Source organism: Sulfurisphaera ohwakuensis (assembly GCF_009729055.1).
Classification (GTDB): domain Archaea; phylum Thermoproteota; class Thermoprotei_A; order Sulfolobales; family Sulfolobaceae; genus Sulfurisphaera; species Sulfurisphaera ohwakuensis.
Window position 1 is genome coordinate 2,237,682 of record NZ_CP045484.1, and the last position, 14,484, is coordinate 2,252,165.

At 32.0% G+C, this 14,484-nt stretch carries 17 protein-coding genes; 10 read left to right on the forward strand and 7 right to left on the reverse strand.

What is annotated here, in order from left to right; genetic code table 11:
* The 6 genes from dph2 to D1869_RS12430 form a co-directional block, all read right to left on the reverse strand.
* Positions 1-999: a diphthamide biosynthesis enzyme Dph2 gene (dph2, locus tag D1869_RS12405; RefSeq protein ID WP_156015361.1), complete on the reverse strand. Its 999-nt coding sequence runs from the start codon at positions 997-999 to the stop codon at positions 1-3.
* Positions 996-1,526: a 50S ribosomal protein L16 gene (locus tag D1869_RS12410; RefSeq protein WP_156015362.1), complete on the reverse strand. Its 531-nt coding sequence runs from the start codon at positions 1,524-1,526 to the stop codon at positions 996-998. Before D1869_RS12410 ends, dph2 begins: the two co-directional genes overlap by 4 nt.
* 152 nt (positions 1,527-1,678) lie before the next feature.
* Positions 1,679-1,930, reverse strand: coding sequence for a KEOPS complex subunit Pcc1 (locus D1869_RS12415; RefSeq protein ID WP_156015363.1), 252 nt, complete (start codon positions 1,928-1,930; stop codon positions 1,679-1,681).
* Positions 1,914-2,936: an SSO0295 family DNA-binding domain-containing protein gene (locus tag D1869_RS12420; protein ID WP_156015364.1), complete on the reverse strand. Its 1,023-nt coding sequence runs from the start codon at positions 2,934-2,936 to the stop codon at positions 1,914-1,916. The genes D1869_RS12415 and D1869_RS12420 overlap by 17 nt, the downstream gene beginning before the upstream one ends.
* Entirely contained in the window at positions 2,921-3,829 is a 909-nt protein-coding gene (locus D1869_RS12425; RefSeq protein WP_010980350.1) for a lysylphosphatidylglycerol synthase domain-containing protein, read from the reverse strand. Before D1869_RS12425 ends, D1869_RS12420 begins: the two co-directional genes overlap by 16 nt.
* Positions 3,830-3,835: 6 nt before the next feature.
* Complete coding sequence (locus tag D1869_RS12430) at positions 3,836-4,699, reverse strand: HesA/MoeB/ThiF family protein (protein WP_156015365.1); 864 nt, start codon at positions 4,697-4,699, stop codon at positions 3,836-3,838.
* 68 nt (positions 4,700-4,767) lie between these two features.
* Between D1869_RS12430 and D1869_RS12435 the strand changes: the two genes are divergently transcribed.
* From D1869_RS12435 to D1869_RS12480, 10 genes are read left to right on the forward strand one after another with little or no spacing between them, the layout of a single operon-like run.
* Positions 4,768-5,589, forward strand: a complete 822-nt coding sequence (locus D1869_RS12435) for a transketolase (protein ID WP_010980352.1) — start codon at positions 4,768-4,770, stop codon at positions 5,587-5,589.
* Positions 5,558-6,499: a transketolase family protein gene (locus D1869_RS12440; RefSeq protein WP_156015366.1), complete on the forward strand. Its 942-nt coding sequence runs from the start codon at positions 5,558-5,560 to the stop codon at positions 6,497-6,499. The genes D1869_RS12435 and D1869_RS12440 overlap by 32 nt, the downstream gene beginning before the upstream one ends.
* Entirely contained in the window at positions 6,500-7,525 is a 1,026-nt protein-coding gene (locus tag D1869_RS12445; RefSeq protein ID WP_156015367.1) for a chorismate mutase, read from the forward strand.
* Positions 7,526-8,518, forward strand: a complete 993-nt coding sequence (aroF, locus tag D1869_RS12450) for a 3-deoxy-7-phosphoheptulonate synthase (protein WP_156015368.1) — start codon at positions 7,526-7,528, stop codon at positions 8,516-8,518. It begins immediately after the preceding gene.
* Entirely contained in the window at positions 8,515-9,573 is a 1,059-nt protein-coding gene (gene aroB, locus D1869_RS12455; protein ID WP_156015369.1) for a 3-dehydroquinate synthase, read from the forward strand. Before aroF ends, aroB begins: the two co-directional genes overlap by 4 nt.
* Positions 9,561-10,343, forward strand: a complete 783-nt coding sequence (locus tag D1869_RS12460; protein ID WP_156015370.1) for a shikimate dehydrogenase family protein — start codon at positions 9,561-9,563, stop codon at positions 10,341-10,343. Before aroB ends, D1869_RS12460 begins: the two co-directional genes overlap by 13 nt.
* Positions 10,321-11,493, forward strand: coding sequence for a chorismate synthase (gene aroC / locus D1869_RS12465; protein WP_156015371.1), 1,173 nt, complete (start codon positions 10,321-10,323; stop codon positions 11,491-11,493). The genes D1869_RS12460 and aroC overlap by 23 nt, the downstream gene beginning before the upstream one ends.
* Positions 11,466-12,248 (forward strand): shikimate kinase, encoded by a 783-nt coding sequence (locus D1869_RS12470; protein ID WP_156015372.1) that lies wholly within the window; start codon positions 11,466-11,468, stop codon positions 12,246-12,248. Before aroC ends, D1869_RS12470 begins: the two co-directional genes overlap by 28 nt.
* Complete coding sequence (aroA, locus tag D1869_RS12475) at positions 12,232-13,458, forward strand: 3-phosphoshikimate 1-carboxyvinyltransferase (protein WP_156015373.1); 1,227 nt, start codon at positions 12,232-12,234, stop codon at positions 13,456-13,458. The genes D1869_RS12470 and aroA overlap by 17 nt, the downstream gene beginning before the upstream one ends.
* On the forward strand, positions 13,455-14,105 hold the full coding sequence (locus D1869_RS12480) for a type I 3-dehydroquinate dehydratase (protein ID WP_156015374.1): 651 nt from the start codon (positions 13,455-13,457) through the stop codon (positions 14,103-14,105). The genes aroA and D1869_RS12480 overlap by 4 nt, the downstream gene beginning before the upstream one ends.
* Here D1869_RS12480 and D1869_RS12485 read toward each other — a convergent pair.
* The gene (locus D1869_RS12485; protein WP_010980363.1) at positions 14,057-14,359 is read right to left on the reverse strand and encodes a Rieske (2Fe-2S) protein; all 303 of its coding nucleotides are present in this window, start codon (positions 14,357-14,359) and stop codon (positions 14,057-14,059) included. The genes D1869_RS12480 and D1869_RS12485 overlap by 49 nt on opposite strands.
* Between the last annotated feature and the right edge of the window lie 125 nt (positions 14,360-14,484).

The window sequence follows — 14,484 nt, forward strand, 5'->3', positions numbered from 1 at the left end:
TCACCAGGGAAATATATATTTATCAAAGTTGTTAAGTATTATCATTTTAGCCTCACCCGGAGTCAAAACTGGTTTTTCAAAATCATATAGGTCGTCTATTGGGAGTCTAGGACATGATGTTACTAAAAATACATCTAGAGAGGGACTTAAATTTCTGAGCACATCTTTCGTTAGCACTCTATTGAGAAAAACGTATACATTATATCCTTTTTCTTTAAGTTTTTTCTCAAAATATTTAACCATAAGTGGTCTATTTTGTCCGTTCATAGTTCCTTGTATAATTCCCCAATTTCTTTTATCTATAGCTTCCATTATTTTTGCATATCTAATTTTTAATATTTTATAAACCTCCTTTGAGAGATCTTCTACCCTACCAGTATAGGGATCTATTTTTACTATAGGCTTTCCGGTAGCTAAACCTACTCCAATGGCGTGAAATATCCCACCAGATATGTTAATATATAAATCTGCATCTACACTGGTAGCGGCCTTATAGTCACATCCTAAAATTTGTCCATCAAACATAAAAATAGAGGAAGGTTTTCCTATTTTTACATCAAAATAATCAGATAGTTTTAGCGAAATCTTTCTAATTAATTTTATGTGCTGTACTGTGGCTGTTAAACTGATAGTTTTTGCCTCATATTTCTTTCCAAAATTGATAACTTCATTTATTTGTTCATCACTGATATCTAGATTACTTTCGACTGGGACAAATAATGTAGGAAACTTAGGATAATACCAAGTATACGGAGTATGGCCAAAGTGAATAATTAAATCTGCACCTATGTTTTTAGCTTCATCCTCAGCTATATCGCAAGCTCCCCAATTTGGGTCTGCAGAAACTATAAACTCTACATCAGGTAAAAATTCTTTTAATTTTTCTATTACTAAGGTAGAAAAAATCTTTAATCCTTCAGGAAATTGAAGAATAACTTTTTTTGCATTTCTTTTTTTGATTTCGTCAGCTATATATTCCTCCTGAAAATTATAACTCACTGTACAACTGCCTCTTTAGGAATAGGAACGATATCTATTCTAGTTTTTAATGGAATCTTAGAAGATGCCGCTTCAAATGCTTTCTTTGCTATCTCCAAATGTTCTTTCTTTACTTTTGCGATCATTATTATATCTCCTAATCTCTCAATTCTTGCAGCTGTTCCTATTGGCTTACCAAAAGATAATCTCATACCATCTTGTAATCTATCTGCACCAGCGAAAGCCATCATTTTATTTTCTCTGATAACATGATGAGGATACTTTAAAACTATTAGGGCAAAATTCTGGTCAGATCCAGTTTTATTAGTTAATTGTTTTAATGCAAGCACACGTGCTGCTTCCAATGCGTTATGTCTTATTTGACCTTTTTCTAAAGCAACTAGCCTAAGTTCATAATCATAATCTCCATTAACATTACCCATAGTGAATTTTGTTATTTTGGGCATTGGCACACCTGGTATATACTCTTTTCTTGTATATGCTGGTCCGGAAAAGTGGCGATAGCATCTACCTGGTCTAAGTGGCATGATATACAGTTATGTGAGAAACTTTAAATAATTTACCATAATCTACTTTAACTACTAATAAGGTTCTAATTGTATGGCTTTCTCGTTGTTTTATAGTCTTTATTACATGTAAATCGCATTTTACATAATAATGTAAAAACTAATATTATTTTTTAGGGTGATAATTTCGTTAGTGTTTTCTCTATAGTCGAAATATGCTGTAATATTTCATCTACGGTGTTTCTAAGTGTTAGTACGTTTCTCGGTTCCGTTATTTCCATGGATATTTTTATAATTATCTTATTTTCTTTATGCGATATATCTATATTCATACCCTTTGGAATATCTATGTTATCGACATTAATACTATTTGATATTTCTTTAGCATAATTTGTATCATAAGTTATCTCAACCGTTATATTCAATTTTAACCAATCCCTCCTTTAAACTTGGAACTTGTAATCTACTTGTAAAAACTCCTTCCTCATTTTTTATAGCTACTGGTTTATTTCTCTTTATTTTCCCACTTTGAAGAAGGATAAGCTGTATAAGTGTAGGTGACTTGAGGTTGCTCTCTACTATATAATAGTTAGCTGTTTCATTTACATCTTTTATGTAAAATCCTTTGCTTAACTCCTCTCTGAATTTATATATTAGCGTCTCAGCATAATTTGGGGAGATAACAAATTGAAATATATCACCATTACCTTTTAGATCAAGAAAATAAATGAGTGCAAACGCTAATTCAAGCGAGTCATATTCTAGGTAATAGGCCCTTTTTGTTATTATTTGTTCTCTGCTAAACTTTGGGTTTATTTTTAGTTCACTAGAGATTATTTTATAAATAAGTGAATTTAATTTAGTTTCATCTATATCTTCTAGTTTATCTGTCTCTTGTATATTTATTTCCTTAAGCATTTTTATTGAATTTTCTCTATTTCCTGTAATATCTGGTATATACGGATCAAAGGATAACATTAGAGAAAAAAATAATGGAAGAGATTTATAATTGGGTATTTTTAGATTTTCTTCTACTATAACTCCTAATTTTATAAGATCATTAAGTATATCTATCTCAAAGTCTGAGTAATTCCTTCTTTCAATAATTGTAGAAACCGTAATTCCAGATATAATAGGCAATATATCATCTATTGATAGAGGAAAAATTGAAACAAAAGAATTTAATCCTAAATAATAATGCTTTCCCTCAATACTAATAAATTTACCACTGTTGTTCGTAATAAGCTGTATTTCGCAATCATCAGAAGAGAACGATATGGCGTTAACTTTTCCGTATTTGAATGTAAGAAAAGAAAATATTAGATCTTCTGGTTTGAAAGACGCTTTGATACATGTCCATTCTTTAGTTAATATTTTTGAATTTAATTCTCTTAGTTCTTCTTTATTAGGCTCCTTTAGGAAGTTTTCCATATTTCTTTCACTTCTTTTTTCAAAACCTCAAGTTTAATTTCTTTTATATAGATAAAACCAAAGGAATATGAAACTAATTCAAGAATCCTAATTTGAATAACATAAATAGGTGGCAATATTGCAGAAAGAGCCAGCTCTGCTATTCCTGCTGCAGAAGGTATAGGTACTAGAGTTGCTACTAAATATGTCTGATTGACTAGGTAATCAAAAAGAAAATTCTTAAACAAAATATAAAATGGTAAAGATTGAATAAAATAACCTAATGCAGTTAAAAAAACCGAATAAGCAACAGTTTTCTTATTTTTGAGTTGTACTCTTAATACATCTTTTAGGTTTAAGTAACTTTCAGTTAAAGGTTTAAAAATCTTAAAATTAAATAATTTTTGCTCTATTTTATTTAGTTTGCCTGAAGTGAAATAAGCATATCCTAGACCACTACTCCAACCAAGAATATTTGCTAAACTCACCAATATAAGAATACTCTCTAATGGGGTTAATTTGATCCAGAAGAGTAATAAGAATAGAACTGCACCTACGTTTACATCATAAAAAGATTCATAAATCGCTAAAGTGAACGCTTTATCTAATTTTACATTTTTATGTACGTAACTTATAGCTCTACTTAAATCTGGCCCAGCGGCTCCAGGTATTATGAGGCTTACAGCATTTCCAAGTAATCTAGCTTTAAATGCAGTATAATAATCTAAATTGGTTATTAATGAATCCCTATAAGAAACTACAAGAATTTGACCTATATAAGAAAGAAAAAATAACAATACGAAAATACGATTAATCTCAATTATTGCATTTATTATATTTATACGAAAAATTATAGAATATATTAGTATAACTACAATTGGTATAATCGCTGAGAGTGCTAATTTTTTATCCACAACAAATTATCTAGATACTTTCTTAAAACATTTATCGCCATAACAAATAATAATTCCATCTTTATTTTTCTCTATGTGGAAGCCATTATTTGAGCCTTCTTTTTCAACCTTAACTATTCCACATGCTGGTTTCTTTTCTTTGCTATTCAAAAATCTAAATTCATGCAAACTGCAAGCTTGACACTTTTCATTTCTTTCTATTTTAATCTTATCAAATCTCATATTTCTAAAATCAAAATAATATAAGTTGTTATCCTCTTCCCCTCTTAGATGATTTAACATAAGTTGAACTTGTAAACTAGCTGTTGTAGTTACAATCGTATCTAAAGTACCTATAGTTTCACAAACATTCTCTTCTTCTCCCTCATAATTTAAGAAACAAGATAGGCACGCATTTTTATATGGCAAAACAAGTTTCACGGAAGAGTATTCTCCCATAACACCCCCATATATTAACGGTATAGAATGCTTTACACATGCGTCATTTAAAAGTAATCTAAAATATAAGTTATCTAGAGCATCAAATACATAATGTGAATCCTTCACTAATTCTTCTACGTTTGTTTCATCTATTATATCAGTTATAGCTTCTATTTCTACTTCGTTATTAATTTCTTTAGCTCTCTCTTTACAAACCAATGCCTTTGGTTTTCCAACATCTTTTTCCGTAAATAAGAGAGTTCTATGTAAATTACTAATTTCTACTATATCGGCATCTATGACTTTTATATATCCAACACCTAACCTAGTTAATAGTTCTACTAAAGTAGACCCAAGTGCCCCACAACCTACAACGGTAACTTTCAATTCTTTTAACTTCTGTTGTAATTCAAGACCTAATACTAATAACTGCCTTGAATATCTTTCCATATACTATACTTCAAAAAAACTTATAATTAAGAATTGTTTATTATCCGCGGGGGCTTGGTTTTGCACCAATGGAAGGAGGGAGACGTGATGGAATTCCAATATCAATAGAGGAGCTAAATAAGTTAAAGAATATTGCTGAAAGAGCAAGAAGAAATGTAGTAAAGATGCTATTTTATGATCAAACAATCCATGTTGGTTCATCGCTTAGTAGTATAGAGATATTAACTACATTATTGTTTAGATATATAAGGGAAGGAAAGGATCCTATAAATAGGGATTGGTTAATACTAAGTAAAGGGCATGCAGCACCCGCATTATATGCTATTCTGGTAGAAAAAGGGTATATTAATGAAGATGAATTATGGAAAATCCAGGATATCTCTGGCTTATTACAAGGACATCCAGAAATTCATATACCCGGTATTGATATGTCTACCGGAAGTTTAGGGCAAGGTTTAAGTTTCGGTATAGGTGTTGCCCAAGGAATAAAAATGAGAGGAGGAAATGGAAGAGTATTTGTAATAATGGGAGATGGAGAACAAGATGAGGGTGAAGTTTGGGAGGCTATGACTCATGCAGTTACTAGAAAATTAGATAATATTATTGCATTCATAGAAATGAACGGTTTTCAGTTAGATGCTGCAACATCTGAAGTAAAACCAAAAGATTTCTTACCAGATGTATGGAAGGCTGTTGGTTGGAAAACGTTAAGTTGTGATGGTCATGATTTTATAAGTTTAATAAATACAATCGAGGAAGCATTAAAGGCAAAGGCTCCGGTAGTTATTTTTGCTAAGACAAGAAGAGGTATGGGATTCAAGGCGATAGAAAATACTGAAAAACAGAGGGCGAGTCCAGATGATGCAAAGAAGTACCTTACCAATGCGTGATACTTTCGGTAGATTATTAGCTGAATTGGGAGAGAAAAATAAAGATATGATAGTTATTACTGCAGATGTTGGAAACTCTACTAGAGCTATGTACTTTAGGGAGAAATTCCCAGACAGATATTTTAATGTAGGTATTTCTGAGCAGGATATGGTTAATTTTGCTGCGGGCTTATCGGTTACTGGTTTTAAACCAATAGTCGTTGGTTTTGCAATGTTTGTAATGAGAGCATGGGAGCAAATAAGAAACTCTATTGCTAGAATGAATTTAGATGTAAAAATAATGGTTACTCATTCTGGATATAGTGATAGTGGTGATGGTTCCAGTCATCAAGCCTTAGAGGATATAGCTTTAATGAGAGTGTTACCAAATATGAAAGTAATTATTCCGGCTGATTCGGAGGATGTAAAAAGGTCTTTACCAGTAGTAGTTAATGAACTTAGAGGCCCATTATATTATAGAATGGGAAGGGATTATACGCCAGTAATTACAGAAGGATTAGATTATGACTTTAAATTGGGCAAAGCTTACGTGTTAAGAGATGGAGAAGATTTAGCAATTATGGGTGCTGGAGTTGTTCTAGCTGATGCCTTAAAAGCTGCTGAGGAATTAGAAAAGATGGGTATAAGTGCTGCCGTTATAAATTTAATGAGTATAAAGCCTATTGACGAAGATTTAATAGAATATTATGCGAGAAAAACCGGGAGAATAATTACAATAGAAGAGCATTCTATATACGGTGGTATAGGTTCAGCTGTAGCTGAAGTTGTAGTAAAGAAGTATCCAGTACCAATGAGATTCATTGGTGCTATTACCTTTGGAAGATCTGCTAGGAGTGAGAGAGATTTACTTGATTTCTATGGTATAAATTATAAGTCTATCTTAAATGCGGCTATGGAATTAGTGAAGTGAATGAGTGCTGAAATTGATGAATTACGAAAAGAAATAGAAGCTATAGATAAACAAATATTAGAATTATTATCAAGAAGATTAAAAATTTCTGCTAAAATAGGAGAGATCAAGAGTAGAATAGGCAAAGATGTTACAGATGAGAAAAGAGAGCAGAAAGTCAGAGAGTATTGGTACAATTACGCTAGAAATTTAGGAATTCCAGATTCTATGGTAGAGAGTATTTTACCTATTTTATTTTCTTATTCAAAGATGGTTCAAATCAACCCTGGAAAAAAGAAAAACATTACAGTTGTTGGATATGGTGGAATGGCAAGATCACTAATTTCTTTGTTCTCGTTAGTTGGTCATAATGTGGTCGTAACTGGTAGAAACAAAGAGAAAGCTGAAAGACTAGCTTCTGAATTTAAAGTAGTTTATATGGACTTAGATTCTGCCTTAAATTGGGGAGAGTACATAATTTTAGCTCTTTCTCCTTCTTCTTTTGATTACATTCTAAGAATTTCACCTAAATTCACAAGTAAAGTAGTAATGGATATTTTTTCTTCTAAAAATGAGATTTTTAAAGAATTAGAAAAATTATCTGAAATTTATTCTTTCAATTATATCTCTACTCATCCACTATTTGGTCCTATAACTTATCCAGTAGGAGAAAGAATAGTGATTATTCCTTCAAAAACATCCAAAAATGTTAATGAAATAGTAAACTTCTGGAGAGAATGTGGACTAAATACAACTGTTTCCACAGTTGAAGAACATGAAAAAGCCATGGCTATAGTACAAGTTTTAGCTCATTTTTACATTTTAGGTTTACACAAGAGCATAGATGAATTAAGAAAGGAGCTAGGCATAGAAAATCTTTCCAATTTTTATACGACCAATTTTAAAGAATTAAATAAAATTATAGAAAAAGTAAGCAACATTCTTCCAGTAATTTTAGAAATACAAAAATCAAACCCTTATGCTTATAAAGTTAGAGATATAGGAGTAAACGAATTACAAAAAATAAAAGAAGAATTGGGTGGTTAAATGATTTTCATATTAAGAGAAAAAGCAGATTATTCTGTATTAAGAGAAAAATTACAAGATTCATCCGCCTCTTATAAGTTTCTAGATCTTTATGGTAAAAAAATTGTAGTAGCATGGCCAGACGAATATGTATCAAATATTATAGATCCAAGTATTGAAATAACAGTAAAGCCGAAAAAGCCTTATCAATTAGTGAGTAATGAATGGAAAAAAGAACCAACAAAAGTTAAAGTGAAAGATGCTGAAATTGGAGATAATAAAGTAATAGTGGCCGCTGGACCTTGTGCTGTTGAAAACGAAGAACAAGTTTTAACAGTTGCTAAGGCAGTAAAGAGGGCTGGAGCATCGATTTTAAGAGGCGGAGCATATAAACCTAGGACTAGTCCTTATTCTTTTCAAGGTCTAGGAGAAGAAGGTTTGAAGATATTGAAAAAAGCATCAGAAGAAACTGGTTTACCTATAGTTTCTGAGATTATGGATACTAGAGATATAGAAATTTTTAAAAAATATGTAGATATGATGCAAATAGGGGCAAGAAATGCACAGAACTTTGACCTACTAAAAGAGGTTGGAAAAGCTGGTTTACCTGTGCTACTAAAAAGAGGAATGGCAAATACTGTTGAAGAGTGGTTACTTACAGCTGAATATATATTATTAGAAGGGAATGGAAATGTAGTTTTATGTGAAAGAGGTATAAGAACTTTTGAAAAAGCTACGAGATTTACAATAGATATAGGAGGAATGGTTGCGGCTAAATTACAGACTCACTTACCAATTTGTGCTGATCCTAGTCATCCAGCAGGTAAAAGAGAACTCGTTCATTCATTAGCTTTAGCAGCAGTAGCTGCTGGTGCAGATATGTTACTTATTGAAGTTCATCCTCATCCAGAAAAAGCACTAAGTGATTCAGAACAACAATTAACCCCAGAGTCCTTTGAAGTATTAATGAATAGGATTAGGGCATTAGCTAATGCAATAGGTAGAACTGCATGAGGATAGTAAATGAGAATTTATGTAATAATGAGATTTCTATAGTAATTGGGAAAGGAGCCTTATCTGCATTAGAGGAATTAAAAGATAAGAAGGTTGCCCTTTTTTATTCACAAAAAATTGATCCCTCTAGAGTGAAGAGTCATCTGAAGAGTTTTATCGAAATACCAATTATTGACGGTGAAGATGCTAAAGATATTCAATATGCATTAAAGCTTGTGAAATTTCTTTTTGAAAATGGCTTTGATAGAGGAGATTATGTTATTGCTTTAGGTGGTGGTACAGTAACAGATGTGGTAGGTTTTGTTGCGTCTATCTATATGAGAGGGATAAATCTAATCAATATTCCAACTACTCTTCTAGGTATGGTAGATGCGGCTATTGGTGGAAAGACCGGTGTAAATTTTGAAAACGTGAAAAATGTTTTAGGTACATTTTATCAGCCAATTATGATAATATCAGATTTAAATTTTTTAGAAACTCTTCCATTAGAAGAGATAAAGAAGGGCTTAGCTGAAGTTATTAAATATGGTTTAGTTCTAGATAAAGATCTATATGATTATCTGGCTATGAATAAAGAGAAGATTTTTGCTAAAGACGAAAGTGCGTTAGAGGAAATTATATATAAATCAAGTGTAGATAAGTTTTCTGTAGTAAAGGCTGATGAAAGGGAGACAAAAGGTATTAGAATTGTATTAAATTTTGGTCATACAATAGGTCATGCTATAGAAGCTGGAAGTAACTTTACTGTACCCCATGGATATGCTATATCTGTTGGCATGGTTTGCGAAGCTAAAATGGCTGAAGAAGTAGGATATGCTGAAGAAGGAGTTGTAGAGGATGTTACATGGATATTGTCTCAATATGAATTACCTCTTACCGTGGACTCTCTTAATGCTAAGATTGATGTTAAGAAAGCCATTGATGCAATTACAAAGGATAAAAAAGTAAGAGGTGGATATGTAATGATGCCTTTTCCAACTAGGATAGGTGATTGGAAAAGAGTAGATGTACCGATAGAAACTTTAAAGGGGTTTGCAGAGCAATGCTTGAGATAAATTATGATACGAAACTTTTAGGTGTAGTTGGCGAAAATATATCATACACATTATCACCAGCGATACACAATTATTCTTTTCAAGAATTAGGTATTAATGCTGTTTATTTAGCATTTGATATAAAAAGTGATGAATTTAAAGAAATATTCCCTGGGTTAGTTAAAATAGCATATGGTTTGAATATTACTATACCTTATAAGGAAATTGCAATAAAATATGTAGAAGCTCAGAGTGAAGCAAAAAGAATTGGTGCAATAAATACTATTTTTAATGGCAAAGGATATAACACAGATTATATTGCAATTAAGAGTTTGGTACAAGAAAGAATAGATAAATTTGAAACGTGTACTATATTCGGTGCTGGTGGGGCAGCTAGGGCAGCTATTTTTGCTTTACATGATTTAGGTTGCTCAATTAATGTTATAAATAGGAGTAAAGAGAAAGCTGAAAAATTAATAGAAGAGATGAGGGATAAAAACATAGAAATAAAAATTAGATATAATTGCAAAAGTGATATAATAGTTAATTCGACTCCTAATCCAGATTTTGTTCCAGATGAGTGTGTTAATAGTAAATTAGTAATCGATTTTGTCTATAAACCAGTCATAACTTCATTGATCAAGAGGGCTCAGAATAAGAATATAAAAACAATAAACGGTATCGAAATCCTTGTAAGGCAAGCAATGGAAGCTGAAAAAATTTGGTTTGGAAAATCATTAGAAGATGAAGAAGTGGTGAATTATCTTTATGCCAGGAAACTCATTTGGTGAATTATTTAGAATAACAACTTTCGGAGAGAGTCATGGTCCTATGGTTGGTGTCGTGATAGATGGAGTACCAGCAGGATTACCAATAAAAAAAGAAGACATAGAATTTGAATTGTCCTTTAGGAGACCTGGTAGACAATTCGTTACTGGTAGAAGAGAAAAAGATGAACCAGAAATTGTTAGTGGGGTTTATAACGGAAGAACAACAGGTGCTCCTATTACTATTTTGGTTAAAAATACTGATGTTATCTCATCCTTATATGAAGAAATACATTACAAGCCTAGACCTGGTCACGCTGATCTCCCTTATATTATGAAATACGGGTTTGAAAATTGGGATTATAGAGGTGGTGGAAGGGCAAGTGCAAGAGAAACAGTTGGTAGGGTAGCTGCGTCTGCAATAGCAAAGAAGTTATTAATGTTAACTGATACATGGATTGCCGGGCATTTAAAAAGCCTAGGATATGTTGAATTGAATGAACCGGTAACTTTTGAAGAGGTTTTATGTTCAAAGTACAGTCCAGTTAGAGCTAGTAAGAAGTGGTTAGAGCAAAAATATGAAGAATTAGTAAAGCAAGCTACAGTAGAGGGTGATAGTTGGGGAGGAATAGCTGAAATAATAGTTAGAAATCCACCAATAGGCCTCGGAGAACCAGTATTTGATAAACTTAAAGCTGATTTGGCTAAAGCTCTATTATCTATTCCAGCCGTAATGGGATTTGAATATGGACTAGGATTCAATGCAGCGAAGATGAAAGGAAGTGAAGCAAATGATGAAATAATAAAGAAAGGAGATAAATACAGATGGAAATTTAATAATTCTGGAGGTATTTTGGGAGGTTTATCTACTGGAGAGGATATAGTGGTTCGTTGCGCATTTAAACCTACTAGTTCCATAAGAAAACCCCAGAAAACAATAGATTTAAGGACTGGAGAGGAGACTACGATTTCTGTGATTGGAAGACATGACCCGGCTGTAGCCATTAGGGGTGTTTCCGTAGCTGAGGCAATGGTCTCTTTAGTTATTGCTGATCATGCAATGAGAGCGGGATATATTCCTACAGTAAGGATTTCAGATGATCAAATAAAAATAATAGAGGAAAGATGGAATAAGTATATTAGCTTATGCAAACCTACGCAGGTATCTCAGTAGTTAACGCTTTACCTAGCTGGTATGGTTCGTCAATGGCAGTAAATTTAACAGTTAGTGTAAGCATAAAAGAGGCAGAAAAATGCAAAAAGAATGATATACTTATAGATACTATTCTGAATTTCTTTCATGAAAAATATGGAATTCCATGCCTAGATATAAATGTAGAGTCACAAATACCAGAAAAAAGTGGTTTAAAAAGTAGTAGTGCTGTATCAACTGCATTAATTGGTGAAATATCTAAAAAGTTCGGAATAGAGATTGATGTTCCTAAATATTCAGCTATTTTATCATTAAAAGCTGGTGTTTCATACACTGGGGCTTTAGATGACGCAACATCATCATATTATGGTGGTGTTAGTTTCACTTATAATAAAGAATTTAAAATAATAGATATAAAAGATCCTCCAGAATTATCTGCAATTATATTGCCTAGAGGGGGTAGAAATATTAAGATAGATTTACAGTATCTTAAAAAATATAGATTAATATTCGAAGAAATATTTAGAGTATCTAGACAAAATATTGTTTTAGGCATGAAGTTAAATGGAATTCTTGTAGCAAATATTTTAGGTTATGATATAAATGAAATAGAAGTAGCACTTAAAAAAGGTGCTTTAGCAGCTGGAATAACTGGAAACGGTCCTTCAATATTCGCGGTAACAAAAATAGGTGAAGAAGGACCTATTGTAGACGCTTTATCAAAATTCGGAAACGTAATTGTAACGAGGTCTGTAGGGTATGTTAGTAGAGATTAACCCTTCAAAAATTTATGGGAAAGTTAAAGCCCCTCAGTCAAAAAGTTTTGGAATAAGACTAGTGCTATATTCATTATTAAAAGAAAGTAAGCTAGACAACTTAATATCTTCTGATGACGTTAATGTGGCTATTAATGTTGTTAAACAGCTAGGAGTTAGTGTTGAGGGCACTTACTTTAAGAGGGAAAAAGAGCTTGTAACCCCAAAATTTTTGTATTTCGGTGGTTCTGCAACGACATTAAGGATGAGTATACCAATACTTTCTATTTTAGGTGCGGATACAATAATTGATGGAGATGAAACTTTGAGAAAAAGACCATTAAATGCTATTATTAAGGCATTAGAGGGTAGTGTTTCTTTTTCTTCGTCATCACTTCCGACAAAAATTAGTGGAAAGCTTAAGGAGAATTTTGTACGAATAGAAGGTGGAGAAAGTAGTCAATACATATCTGGATTCATCTATGCTTTTTCATTAGTAGGTGGTGGAGAAATAGAAATAATTCCACCTATATCCTCTAAGAGTTATATTTATCTCACAATCGAATTAATAAATAGTCTAGGCGGAAATGTAAAGATGAAAGGAAATAAAATATACGTTGAAAAGGGAGATTTCAAACCTTATATAGGTAAAGTTCCAGGAGATTATGCTTTAGCTTCATTTTATGCTTCCTCCAGTATAGTTTCTGGAGGGGAAATTGTAATCGAGGACGTTTATGAGTTGCCTAATTTTGATGGAGATCATTCTATAGTTAATTTTTATGAGATGATGGGGGCAGAATCTTATGTTAAAGATAATAAATGGATTGTAAAGAGTAGTGAAAAGTTAAACGGTATTGAGGTCAATGTTGATGATTATCCCGATTTAGCTCCTTCTATTGCATCATTAGCTCCTTTTTCGTCTTCACCTACAGTTATAAAGGGTATAAAGAGACTTAAGACAAAGGAAAGTAATAGAGTTGTAACTATTTCAGAAACATTATCAAAATTTGGAGTAAAGGTAGAATATGATGAGGACAAAATCATTATTTATCCTTCTAAAGTTAAAGCTGGGCATGTAATTTGTCCTAATGATCATAGGATAGCAATGTTAGCATCAGTTTTATCTTTTAAGTCTGGTGGCATAATTGAAAAAGCAGAATGTGTAAATAAGAGCAATCCAAATTTCTGGAAAGATTTAATTTCCTTAAATGGGAGAATAATAATAAGATGACTTTTGTTGTAGCATCTCTACCAGTACGTAGTGAAAAGGATTTAGATAAAATTCCGCGATTATTAGATGCTGATTTTGTTGAGCTAAGATTAGATTACTCCACTTCTCTTCCAGAAATACAAGTTATTGAGAAGTATAAAGATAGAGTAATTGTGACTATAAGAGATGTAAATGAAGGAGGAATAAACAAAATAGACCCAGAAATAAAAGCGAAATATTTAATAGAATTAAATAAGAGAAATATACTATATGATGTTGAGGCTAAATTCGCTAAAAAATATAATATCCCGACTAGTAATAAAATTGTTTCAATACATTATCTAGATAGGGTTCCTTCTTACTCAGAAGTTTTTGAGTCACTAAGAGATTTCATAGAAGAAAGTTTTCTATTAAAAGTTGCTATAATTGGAAAAGATGGATATAAAGAGCTTTTATCAAAACTTCTTGAGCTAGAGAAAATAGCTGTAATGCCTATTGGTGTCAATCCTTTAGAGAGAATAGCGTTTTCAATTTTGGGATCTAAACTGATTTATGGACATGCAGGCGAAGAAACTGCTAAGGGTCAATTTCATTATAAAGTTGCTAAGCAAATCCTGGATTACTTAACTTCAATCTCTATTTCGTCTCCTTCAATTTTAACTGGATAAAGTTTTATAGGATTTTTAGTTGCACCCTTTATAGCTCTTCCGTCCTTCAGAGAGAAATGAGTGAAATGACACTGACATATAAGTTCTTCCCTTATTACTACACCTACTTTTGATAAGTCGCATCCTAGATGCGGACATCTACTATCTAATGCATAGAAATTATTTCCACCTAAATATATTATTAGTATATCTTTACCATTAATAATAATTTTCTTTTTCTCTCCAACTTTGAAATCAGATTTTTTTAATCTCACAAATTATGAATATAGTTTAAATCCTTTAACCCTAATTCTCTAAATTGTAGTAATATCCCTTTTAAGTTACTAAGTATTTATAATATTTCTTCAACTTTCATATGCAAAGTATTTATAATGTCAAA

Bases quoted from the DNA above. Each gene is read 5' to 3' on its own strand.
- D1869_RS12470 (WP_156015372.1), top strand. From the start codon at position 11,466: ATGCAAACCTACGCAGGTATCTCAGTAGTTAACGCTTTACCTAGCTGG.
- aroC (WP_156015371.1), top strand. From the start codon at position 10,321: ATGCCAGGAAACTCATTTGGTGAATTATTTAGAATAACAACTTTCGGA.
- aroA (WP_156015373.1), top strand. From the start codon at position 12,232: ATGTTAGTAGAGATTAACCCTTCAAAAATTTATGGGAAAGTTAAAGCC.
- aroB (WP_156015369.1), top strand. From the start codon at position 8,515: ATGAGGATAGTAAATGAGAATTTATGTAATAATGAGATTTCTATAGTA.
- D1869_RS12440 (WP_156015366.1), top strand. From the start codon at position 5,558: ATGATGCAAAGAAGTACCTTACCAATGCGTGATACTTTCGGTAGATTA.
- D1869_RS12435 (WP_010980352.1), top strand. From the start codon at position 4,768: ATGGAAGGAGGGAGACGTGATGGAATTCCAATATCAATAGAGGAGCTA.
- D1869_RS12460 (WP_156015370.1), top strand. From the start codon at position 9,561: ATGCTTGAGATAAATTATGATACGAAACTTTTAGGTGTAGTTGGCGAA.
- D1869_RS12420 (WP_156015364.1), bottom strand. From the start codon at position 2,936: ATGGAAAACTTCCTAAAGGAGCCTAATAAAGAAGAACTAAGAGAATTA.
- D1869_RS12445 (WP_156015367.1), top strand. From the start codon at position 6,500: ATGAGTGCTGAAATTGATGAATTACGAAAAGAAATAGAAGCTATAGAT.
- D1869_RS12480 (WP_156015374.1), top strand. From the start codon at position 13,455: ATGACTTTTGTTGTAGCATCTCTACCAGTACGTAGTGAAAAGGATTTA.
- aroF (WP_156015368.1), top strand. From the start codon at position 7,526: ATGATTTTCATATTAAGAGAAAAAGCAGATTATTCTGTATTAAGAGAA.
- D1869_RS12410 (WP_156015362.1), bottom strand. From the start codon at position 1,526: ATGCCACTTAGACCAGGTAGATGCTATCGCCACTTTTCCGGACCAGCA.
- D1869_RS12430 (WP_156015365.1), bottom strand. From the start codon at position 4,699: ATGGAAAGATATTCAAGGCAGTTATTAGTATTAGGTCTTGAATTACAA.